Origin of the sequence: Sphingobium phenoxybenzoativorans, assembly GCF_001757355.1 — a bacterium.
GTDB classification, from domain to species: Bacteria; Pseudomonadota; Alphaproteobacteria; order Sphingomonadales; family Sphingomonadaceae; genus Sphingobium; species Sphingobium phenoxybenzoativorans.
Window position 1 is genome coordinate 107,970 of the sequence record NZ_MINO01000010.1, and the last position, 10,721, is coordinate 118,690.

The 10,721-nt window shown below is 67.0% G+C and carries 6 protein-coding genes; all 6 read left to right on the forward strand.

Annotation, left to right across the window (positions count from 1 at the left end):
• Positions 1 to 126: 126 nt before the first annotated feature.
• Entirely contained in the window at positions 127 to 2,475 is a 2,349-nt protein-coding gene (locus tag BHQ40_RS07970) for a PAS domain-containing sensor histidine kinase (protein WP_070154627.1), read from the forward strand.
• A complete protein-coding gene (gene tsaE / locus BHQ40_RS07975) occupies positions 2,468 to 2,923 on the forward strand; it encodes a tRNA (adenosine(37)-N6)-threonylcarbamoyltransferase complex ATPase subunit type 1 TsaE (RefSeq protein WP_083276769.1) in 456 nt (151 codons plus the stop codon). The genes BHQ40_RS07970 and tsaE overlap by 8 nt, the downstream gene beginning before the upstream one ends.
• Positions 2,920 to 3,909: an aminoglycoside phosphotransferase family protein gene (locus BHQ40_RS07980; RefSeq protein ID WP_070154661.1), complete on the forward strand. Its 990-nt coding sequence runs from the start codon at positions 2,920 to 2,922 to the stop codon at positions 3,907 to 3,909. Before tsaE ends, BHQ40_RS07980 begins: the two co-directional genes overlap by 4 nt.
• Positions 3,906 to 4,625, forward strand: coding sequence for a nucleotidyltransferase family protein (locus BHQ40_RS07985; RefSeq protein WP_070154629.1), 720 nt, complete (start codon positions 3,906 to 3,908; stop codon positions 4,623 to 4,625). Before BHQ40_RS07980 ends, BHQ40_RS07985 begins: the two co-directional genes overlap by 4 nt.
• 17 nt (positions 4,626 to 4,642) lie before the next feature.
• The gene (gene addB, locus BHQ40_RS07990; protein WP_070154631.1) at positions 4,643 to 7,618 is read left to right on the forward strand and encodes a double-strand break repair protein AddB; all 2,976 of its coding nucleotides are present in this window, start codon (positions 4,643 to 4,645) and stop codon (positions 7,616 to 7,618) included.
• Positions 7,611 to 10,721: double-strand break repair helicase AddA (gene addA / locus BHQ40_RS07995; RefSeq protein ID WP_139139228.1), on the forward strand; the 3,111-nt coding region annotated here is incomplete at its 3' end. The genes addB and addA, both read left to right, overlap by 8 nt.

Genomic DNA, 10,721 nt, shown 5'->3' on the forward strand with positions numbered 1-10,721 from the left:
TAGCGGATTACAAATTGGAAAGGGGCTGGCGAAAGCTGGCCCCTTTGCTTTTCTTTGCCTTCACCCGCCCGCGACTTTGGGCTACGTCCGCCCGATGGCATGGGGCGAGCATCAGATGGGACAGGCATGGTAGCCCTCTCGTCCTCAGCGGTAGCATTGATCGGCGCGATCCTGGCGCTCTGGCTCGCCGTCGCGGTGTGGGCGGTGCATACGGGCCTGGGCATGCGCAGGCATGGCGCTCAGGCGCGTGCGCAGATGGAGCGCATCGCCAACCTCCTGCATTCCGCTCCCGCGATTCCCGTCCTCGTCCGCGCAGATGGCCGCGTGGAGGCGCCTGACCGGCTGGGCCGTTGGCTGGGGCTTGATCGCGCGCCTGCCTATCTGTCCGAATTGACCGCGCCTGATGGCGGGCTGACCCCGGAGGATGCCGACCTTCTGGCGAAGGATGTCGTCGCCGCGCAGAAAGCCGGGAAAAGCTTCGTGCGGCCAGTCCGCGCCCAGGGTTCAGAGCGGTCCCTGCTGGTGAAGGGCGGGCCGGGAGGACCGGGCACCGCCGCGCCGGACGGCGTGATCCTGTGGGTGTTCGACGCGACCGAGAGCCAGTCGGAGATCGGCGCGCTGCAGGAGGAGCGCGACCATCTGCGCGCCGCGCTCGAATCGCTCTCCGGCTTGATCGAGGCCGCGCCGATGCCGACCTGGCACCGCAATGGCGATTTCCGGCTGACCCTCGTCAACAGCGCCTATGTAGAGGCGGTCGATGCGCGCTCCGCCAGTCAGGTGATCGGCGACGGGATTGAACTGGTCGAGGCGCTGGATGGCCAGTCGCCCAAGGACGCTGCCGCGCTCGCGCTCGCTTCCGGCAAGCCGCTTGCCCGCATGGTGCCCGCCACCATCAACGGCGAACGGCGGATGATGCGCGTCATCGACATTCCGCTTGGCAATGCCGGCGTCGCGGGTTTCGCCATCGACGTGCATGAGCTGGATCAGGCCCGCGCGGAAACCCGCAGGCTGGCGGAGGCCCAGCGCGACTTGCTGGATCGCCTGTCCGCCGGCGTCGCCCAGTTTGGCGCGGATCGCTCGCTGCGCTTCTGGAATCAGCCTTTCACCAGCCTCTTTGCCCTGCAGCCCGAACATCTTGCCGAAGCGCCGGAGTTTGAGCGCGTGCTTGACCGCATGCGGGAGGCCGGGCGCGTGCCGGAACATCGCGACTTCCCGGCATGGCGCGCGGAACGCCGCGACTGGTTCCTCTCGCCGGAAGCGCGAGAGGAGAATTGGCTGCTCGCCGATGGCACGCATTTGCGCGTCTTTGCCCAGCCTCTGCCCGATGGCGGCCTGCTCACGATCTTTGAGGATCGCACCGAGCATGTGCAGCTTTCCAGCGCCCGCGACACGCTTCTGCGAGTCCGTACCGCGACATTCGACAATCTGTTCGAGGCGATTGGCGTATTCTCCTCCGATGGCCGCCTCCATATGTGGAACAACCGGTTCCGGCGCATCTGGGACATGGAGGAGGCGATGCTGGCGGGGCACCCCCGCATCGACGTGCTGATGCAGAAGGTAGCCAGCCGCCTTATCAAGCCGCATCAGGCCAGCCTGGTCCGTGAGCTTGTCCGCGCCGCCACTGTTGAGCGCAAGCAGCGCGGCGGACGGGTCGCCTTCGCCGACGGCCGCATATTTGATTTCGCCGCCATTCCTCTGCCGGACGGCAATGCGCTTTTCACCATGCTGGATGTGACGGACAGCCGCAGGGTCGAGCAGATATTGCGTGACCGGAATGAGGCGCTGGAGGAGGCCGACAAGCTCAAGACCGCATTCCTCTCGACGATGAGCTATGAACTGCGCACGCCGCTGACGTCGATCACTGGCTTTGCGGAGATGATGCAGGCGGGATATGCGGGCGAGCTTCCGCCCGCCGCCCGCGACTATACCGACGCCATCATGCAGAGCACCGGGCGGCTGCAAGTGTTGATCGACAATCTGCTCGACCTCACGCAAGGGGAGGCGGGCAATCTCCCGCTCGACAAGAAACCGATAGATCTCGCTACGCTTGCGGCCGAGGCGATGGCGCGAGTCCGCCCCGATGCGGAGGCGAAGGCGATTGACCTTGCGGTGGAATTGAAACCTTCGCTCGGTCAGGTGACCGGAGACGCCCGCCGCATCGGTCAGGCACTGGACCGCCTTCTGGAAAATGCCGTCCGCTATTCGCCGGAGGGCGGCCGGGTGCTTCTGCATGGCGACGGGCGGGAAAAGACTGCGCGCCTCGTCGTGTCGGACAACGGCCCCGGCATGGACGCCAAGGCGCAGGCCCGCGCCTTTGACCGGTTCAGCCGCGCCAATCGCGCGCGCAAGGGCGAGGCGCTTGGTCTTGGCCTGCCGCTCGCCAAGCAGATGGTGGAGGCGCATGGCGGCACGCTCACCCTCCTGTCCGAAGTGGGGCAGGGTACGGTCGTGACCATGGAACTGCCGCGTGGCTGACACGTTGTTCGCGCCGGACGAAAGCGCGATGCACGCCATCGGCGCTGCCTTGGCCGCGCGCATCCGGCCCGGCGATGTGATCGGCCTGTCCGGCGGCCTTGGCGCGGGAAAGACGACCCTGACGCGCGGGCTGCTGTCCGCGCTTGGCCTTGCCGGAGAAGCGCCAAGCCCCAGCTTCGCCATTGTTCAGCCCTATGATCCGCCGCTGGTGCGCATGCCGGTCGCCCATGTCGATCTCTACCGCATCGATGAGCCTGAGGATGTTGAGGAACTGGGGCTTGACGAATATCTGGAGGATGGCGCGCTGGTCATCGAATGGCCCGGCCGTATGGGAAACCGGATATGGCCGGACGCCTTGTTGCTCGACATCGCTGTGGAGCCGGATGGCGCGCGGCGCTTGACAGCTACGGTGCCGTTCGCTTGGAGGGACAGATGGCCCCCCTTATGACTCCGCCCGCTGCCGCGCCCGCCTTTCTCGCCAGCGCCGGTTGGGGCAATGCGCATATCCTGCCGCTTGCCGGCGACGCCTCCTTCCGCCGCTATTTCCGCATTGTGGAGGAAGGGCGGCAGGCGGTTCTGATGGATGCGCCGCCCCCGCATGAGGACCCGCGGCCATTCCTTGCCATCGCCGATCACCTGATCGGTCAGGGATTCGCCGCACCGCAGATTTTGGCGCGCGATCTGGACCAGGGCCTCGTGCTGCTGGAGGATTTCGGCGACATCCGCGTGCGCGAATATCTGGATGCCTCTCCGCATGAGGAACTGGCGGTCTATGAGCGCGCCGTGACCTTGCTTGCGGACCTGCACCGCCTGCCGCCTGCGGACCTTCCGCCCTATGATCGTGCTGTCTATCAGCGAGAAACGGCGCTGCTCACGGAATGGTATTGCCCGGCGGCCGGGCTGACCGTGGATGAGCCGGGCTATACAGCGGCGTGGGACGCGGTTCTGCCGGTCGTTGAGGAGGATGACGCGCCGAAGGTGACGGTGCTGCGCGATTATCATGCCGAGAATATCATGCTCATCCCAGGGCACGAACAGTCGCGCGGCCTTGGCCTTCTCGATTTCCAGGATGCGCTGATCGGACATCCTGCCTACGACCTTGTGTCGCTGCTTCAGGACGCCCGCCGCGATGTGCCGATTGAGGTGGAGGCGGAGATGCTGTCCTATTACAAGCGGATCGCCGGACCGAAGGGCGATTTCGACGCCGCCTATGCCGTGCTCGGCGCGCAGCGGAACGCGAAGATCATCGGCATTTTCACCCGCCTGTGGCAGCGCGACGGAAAGCCGCGCTATCTCTCCTTCCTGCCGCGCATGTGGTCGTTGCTGGAACGCGATCTCGCCCATCCCGCGCTGGCGCCCGTCGCGCAATGGTTTGCGGCGAATATCCCGGCGGACAAGCGCCATGACGCTCTCGCCGGACATGCGCCTGCATGAGCACCCGGATCAGGACGGCGATGCTGATGGCCGCCGGCCTTGGCAAGCGCATGCGGCCATTGACCGCTACCCGGCCCAAGCCGCTGGTGAAGGTGGCGGGCAAGGCGCTGATCGATCATGCGCTGGACCGTCTTGAGGCGGGCGGCATCGAGCGGGTCGTGGTCAACGTCCATTATCTGGCCGACACGGTGGAGGCGCATCTCAGGACCCGCAAAGGGGCGATGACCATCCTTGTCTCGGACGAGCGCAAGGAATTGCTCGAAACCGGCGGCGGCTTGATGAAGGCGAAGGAATTGCTGGGCGACGACCCCTTTCTCTGCGCCAATAGCGACAATCTGTGGATAGACGGTCCGCGCGACAGCATCGCCACGCTTGCGGCCCATTGGAACGATGCGCGCATGGACGCGCTGCTGCTTGTCGTGCCGCACGCGCGCGCCAACTGCCATTCCGGGCCGGGCGATTTCCACATGGACGCCACAGGCCGCCTTTCGCGCAGAAAGCCGGGGCATATTGCGCCTTTCGTGTTCACGGGCGTCCAGATCCTTTCGCCCCGGCTGCTGAAAGATCCGCCGTCGGCCGCCTTCTCCACCAATATCTTCTGGAACCGCGCCATTGCCGAGGGGCGCGCCTATGGCGTCTCGCATCAGGGTCTCTGGTTCGACGTCGGCACGCCGCAGGCGATCCCTGTGGTCGAAGACGTGCTGGCCCATGCCTGAAAAGGCCGTGGAAAGCCGTGGCTGACCGGGCGCGCCCCGCAGTCTATACGATCCCGGCGCACCGGTCCTTTGCCGATGCCCTTGCCGCCGGTCTTATCGCCCAGTTTGGCGGCAGCGTTGAGGGCTTGGCGAGGGGCATCATTCTCCTGCCCAATAACCGCGCCGTCCGGTCGATCAGCGACGCATTCGTCCGGCGCTCTGAAAAGGGCCTGCTGCTTCCCCGTCTGGTGCCGGTTGGAGACCCGGAGCTGGGCGAGCGTCTGGGCAGCGCCCTCGACCCCATAGGCGCGGGCGCGGATATTCCGCCCGCCTGTCCGCCAATGCTTCGCCAGATGATCCTCGCCCGGCTGGTGCAACGGGCGCGCGTGCAGGCGGGGCAGCCGGTGGAGGCCGGGGAAGCCATGCGTTTGGGTCAGGCGCTTGGCGCGGCGCTCGATCAACTGCTGGTCGAGGATATTCCCCTCACGCGCCTCTATGACCTCCAAGTCGCGGGAGACCTGTCTACCCATTGGCAGAAGTCGCTCGATCTGTTCTCGCTGCTCATGGAGCAATGGCCCCGTGAACTCGCCCGGCTGGGCTTCATCGACATGGCCGACCGGCGCAACCGGCTTCTGGCGCATATCGCGGCAAGGTGGAAAGATGCGCCGCCGCCGGCTTTTGTTGTCGCGGCGGGAATCTCCGCCACGGCCCCCGCCATCGCATCGCTGCTCCGCACCGTCTCCCGCATGGAACGGGGGCAGGTCGTTCTCGCCGAACTCGACCAGCATATGACGGCGGAGGAATGGGACGCCATCGGCCCCTTCGATCCCGATCCCGTCACGGGGCGCCGCCGCCGCGCGCATGAAACCCATCCGCAATTCGCGCTGAAGCTGTTGCTCGATCGTATGGGGATAGCGCGGGAGGAAGTCGCCCTGTGGCGCTGGGGCGGGGGGCATGACGCCCGCGCGGTGCGCAGCCGGAATATCTCCAACGCCATGCTCGTGCCCCGGCTCACGACCAAGTGGCGCGACCTTCAGACCGCCGACCGCTCGCTTGGCGGGGTCGAAGCGCTGGAGGTCGCCACGCCGGCGGAGGAGGCGCAGGCTATCGCCATAGCCTTGCGGCAGGCGCTGGAGACTCCCGGCCGCACCGCAGCGCTTGTCACGCCCGACCGCGCGCTCGCTACCCGTGTCGTCGCGCACCTCGACCGTTGGGGCATTCAGGCGGACGACAGCGCCGGACAGCCGCTTTCTCAAGTACCCGCCGGAACTCTGCTCCTCGCGCTGGCGGAGGCGGCGGCCGAGCGTTTCGCTCCGGTCGCGCTTCTCACCCTGCTCAAACATCCGCTGGTCATGTGGGGGGAGGGGCGTCTGGCGTGGCTGGAGCATGTCCGCCGTCTCGACCTGTTGCTGCGCGGCCCGCGCCCGCCCGTTGGTCTTGCCGGCCTCGATGCCCTGATGGCTCCACGCGCGAATGACCGGCAACGCCGCCTGCGGGCGGAGGTCGCGGAATGGTGGCCAGCCGCGCGCGCCTTGCTCGCTTCTCTGGAACGCGCCTTCAATGCGTGCGATGGCCTTGCCGGACTGTTCGACGCCCTGCGCGAAACCGCGGGCGCTATCACCCAAGATCGCGTCTGGGCCGGGCATCAGGGTCACGCCGCCGCCGAACTGTTCGCGGAGATAGAGGCCGCCGCCATAGAGGGACCGCGCGATGCCGACGGCCGGTCCTTGCCCGCTTTGCTTGAGCGTTTGCTGGAGGGCGTTGCGATCCGCCCGCCGCAGGGCGGCCACCCCCGCATCGCCATCTTCGGCTTGATCGAGGCGCGGCTCCAGCAGGCTGACCTCATGATCCTTTCCGGCCTGAACGAAGGCACATGGCCCGCGCTTCCTGCACCCGATCCCTGGCTGGCCCCGCGCATCCGGCAGGAGCTTGGCCTTCCGGGTCTTGAAAGACGCATCGGCCTTTCGGCGCACGACTTCGCCAGCGGTCTCGGCGCGCCGCATGTGCTCATCACGCGCTCCCGCCGGGACGCCAGCGCACCGGCTGTCGCCTCGCGCTTCTGGCTGCGGCTGAAGGCGATGGCCGGTCCGCAATGGAAGGACGCGCAGCGGTTCGCTGATCTGGACGATCCGGGTGAGCACAAGCCAGCGTCCCAGCCCGCGCCGTCACCGCCCCAGGACTTGCGTCCCCGCGACATCGCCGTGACTGATCTGGACCGGTTGAAGGCTGATCCCTACGCCTTTTATGCGCGCAAGATTCTGGGCCTTTCCATGCTCGACCAGATCGATGCCGATCCCAGCGCCGCCTGGCGCGGCACGGCCGTTCACGCCATCCTGGAAAAATGGGCGGAGGAGGATGGGGGTGATCCGGCAAAGCTGGAACAGCGCGCTATCGCTCTGCTCCGCAGCGCCGACGCCCATCCGCTGATGCGCGCCCTGTGGCAACCGCAGTTGCTGGAGGCGGTGCGCTGGATCGCCGCCGAAATCGCGGCGGACAAGGCGGAAGGGCGCGAGATCAAGCTGGTCGAGGAACAGGGGAAAGCGGACATCGCCGGTATCCTGTTGAAGGGCACCGCCGACCGCATCGATATCCTGCCCGGCGGCGCCATCGCCATTGTCGATTACAAGACCGGCAAACCGCCAAGCGCCAAGATGGTGAAGGCGGGCTACGCCATGCAACTGGGTTTGCTCGGCCTCATCGCCGAACATGGCGGGTTCGAAGCGCTGGGGCAGGCGCGCGTCGCCGGCGAGTTTGAATATTGGTCGCTGGCCAAGAAGGGCGACAGTTTCGGCTATCGCGAACGGCCCGCCGATGCCGAAGGCAAGCGCGACAAGATCCGCACCGATGAATTTACCTCTGCCGCGCTGGATGATTTTACGCAGGCGGCGGCGCGCTGGTTGACGGGCGGCGAACCTTTCACGGCCAAGCTGAACCCGGAAATTCCCACCTACACGGACTATGATCAGCTTATGCGGCTTGAGGAATGGTATGGGCGGGGGGAAGCCGATGTCTAAACCCAGCCCTCTCCAGCCGCTCGCCGGCGATCAGGCGCTTGCATCCGGCCCGGACGCCCATGTCTGGCTGTCGGCGTCCGCGGGAACCGGCAAGACCCATGTGCTGACGGCGCGCGTCTACCGCCTGTTGCTGGGCGGCGTGCCGCCGGAGAATATCCTCTGCCTCACCTTCACCAAGGCTGGCGCGGCGGAGATGGCGGAACGCATCCACAATCGCCTCGCCCAATGGGTTCAAATGGACGAGGCGGCGCTGTTCGCAGATCTGGAGGCGCTGGGCGAGGACTCCGGCCCATCAGCCCGTGAAAAGGCGCGCCGCCTCTTTGCTGAAGTGCTGGAGGCGACCGGCGGCGGCCTGCGCATCCAGACGATCCACAGCTTCTGTCAGCAACTGCTGGCCGCTTTCCCGCTTGAGGCTGAACTGGTCCCCGGCTTCCGCCCCCTGGAGGAGCGCGAGCGGATGCTCCTCGCCCGGCAGGCGCTGGCCGACATGATCGTTGAGGCCGAGGCGCGGAACGACACGCCACTGATCGAAGGGCTACAGGCCCTCAGCCTGCGTCTGGGCGAAGGCGCTGCCGAAAATTTCCTGATGCGCTGCGCCCGGCGGCAGGACGCCATGCAGAACCTGCCCGCCGATTTGCGAGGCTGGCTGTTCCAGACGCTGGACCTGCCCCAAGGCGACATAGAGGCGCATATCGCCGAAAGCTGTTCGGACGATGCGTTCGACATGGCCGCCCTGTCCCGCATCGCCGCCGCCAATGCCGCCTGGGGCACGGCCACCGGTATCGGATTTGCCGAGCGGATCGGAACATGGCGTGGAGCGGACACCATGTCCCGCGCAGCGCTGCTCGAAGACCTCAAGGGGGTTTTCCTCACTGGCAAGGATGAACCGCGCAAGGCGTCCGCCAAGCAGATCGCCGCCGAACCGGCCTATACCGATCTCGCTGCGCGTCTCGGCGCGCGCTGCGCCGAACTGGTCGCATTGCGCATCCGCGCCGCCTATGCCGCAATGCTGGGGCAGGCCCTCCATGCGGGACGCGCCTATGCGGGGGCCTATGCAGAAGCGAAGCGCCATGCCGGAGCGGTGGATTTCGACGACCTGATCGCCCGCGCCGCCGCGCTTCTCCTTGAACCCGGCATGGGCGACTGGATACGTTACAAGCTCGACCAGCGCACTGACCATATTCTGGTCGATGAGGCGCAGGACACCAATGTCGTGCAGTGGGACATTGTGGAGGCGCTCGCCGCCGAATTCTTCGCGGGGGAGGGCGCGAAGGGCGACATGATCCGCACCATCTTCACCGTGGGCGATTTCAAGCAGGCGATTTTCGGTTTCCAGGGCACCAGCCCCCAGGCATTCGAGCGGGCGCGGCAGCGTTTTCAGGTCTTTGCCGCCTCGGTCGATCATCCGTTTCACGACCTTTCCCTCGATCGCAGCTTCCGCTCCACGCCGGCGGTCCTCGATGTTGTGGACGCAACCCTCGACGTGCTGACGAAGGAGGGGCTTGGTCTCCCCGATGTCCCGTCCAGGCATGTCAGCGCCAATCGCTATCCGGGCGAAGTCATGCTCTGGAAACCCGTCGCGGCAGGCCCCATCGCAGAGGAGGAAGCGGAAGGCGCAGAAGACTGGCTCGCCGATCAGGAACGCGCGCTGGCCGCAAAGATCGCCACGCAGATCGCGCAATGGCTGCGCGACGGCGTGATGCTGGAAAGCAAGGGGCGTCCCGTCGGCCCCGGCGACATCATGATCCTGGTCCGCCGCCGCAGCGACCTTGCCCGCCTCATCGTCGCGCGTCTCTATGAGGAGCGGGTCAATGTCGCGGGCATCGACCGCCTGCGCCTCAACGCGCCGCTCGCCGTGCGCGACCTGCTGGCCGCCCTGCGCTTTGCCGTGCAGCCGGAGGATGACCTCAATCTCGCCAACCTGCTGGTCTCTCCGCTGATAGGCTGGAGCCAGGAGGACCTTCTCGCCCGCGCCGCGCCGCGCAGGGATGGGCTGTGGACCTATTTGCGCGCGACCCTGGGTGACAGCCCGCTGCTTGACCCGCTGCGCGCCTTGCTCGGGCAGGCGGACCTGATGACGCCCTATCGCTATCTGGAGCGCATTCTCTCCGGTCCCATGCAGGGCCGCCGGAAACTGCTCCACCGGCTGGGGGCGGAGGCGGCCGATCCCATCGAGGAATTGCTGAACGCCGCCCTTGCATTCGAAAGCGACGGGCAGCCTTCGCTGCAGCGCTTCATCGACTGGTTCGACCGGGGTGAGGTCGATATCGTCCGTGACGCCGCCGCGCAGGGGGATGCCGTCCGCCTGCTGACGGTCCACGGCGCCAAGGGACTGCAGGCCCCCATCGTCATCCTCGCCGACGCCGCGCATGACCCGGAGGCCGGTAATCGCAGCGATGCGCTGGAGTGGGAGGGTCTGCCGCTCATCTCGCCGCGCAAGGCCGAACGCGCTGGCCCGATCGGGGCCGCCGCTGAAACGGCCGCGCGGGACGACCGGCAGGAACATGGCCGGTTGCTCTATGTCGCCCTGACCCGCGCCGAGGAGAAGCTGGTCGTCACCGGCTCGCTCGGTCCCCGGTGCAAGGGCGTGGTGCCGGAGACAAGCTGGTTCTCCGCCGTCGACCGGGCCATGCAGGGTTTGGGCGCGGATTGGGATGCCGATCCTCTCTGGGGCGCTGTCCGCCACTGGCGGGGCAGGGAGGCGTTGCCGCCCCACAAACCGGAGCCGAAGGAAAGCGTTACACGTCAGGATATGGCGGAACCTGCCTGGCTGCGGACTCCCGCTCCGGTCGAGGCCCGCCCGCCGCGTCCGCTTGCCCCTTCCGCGCCGGTGGACGACGACACGCCCGATCCTCCGCCGAGCCCTGCCATGCGCGCTGCGGCGGATCGGGGCAAATGGCTCCACGCCCTGTTTGAACGGCTTCCGGCCATCGCCCCCGCCGATCGGCGCGCGGCGGCGGACCGCTGGCTGGAATCCGTCGCGCCCCTTCCGGACCCGGACGACCGTTCGCGGATTATCGATCATGCCCTGGGCATCATAGAGGAGCCGCGCTTCGCCGCGCTGTTTTCGCCCGAAGCGCTGGCCGAAGCCCCGATCGCCGCC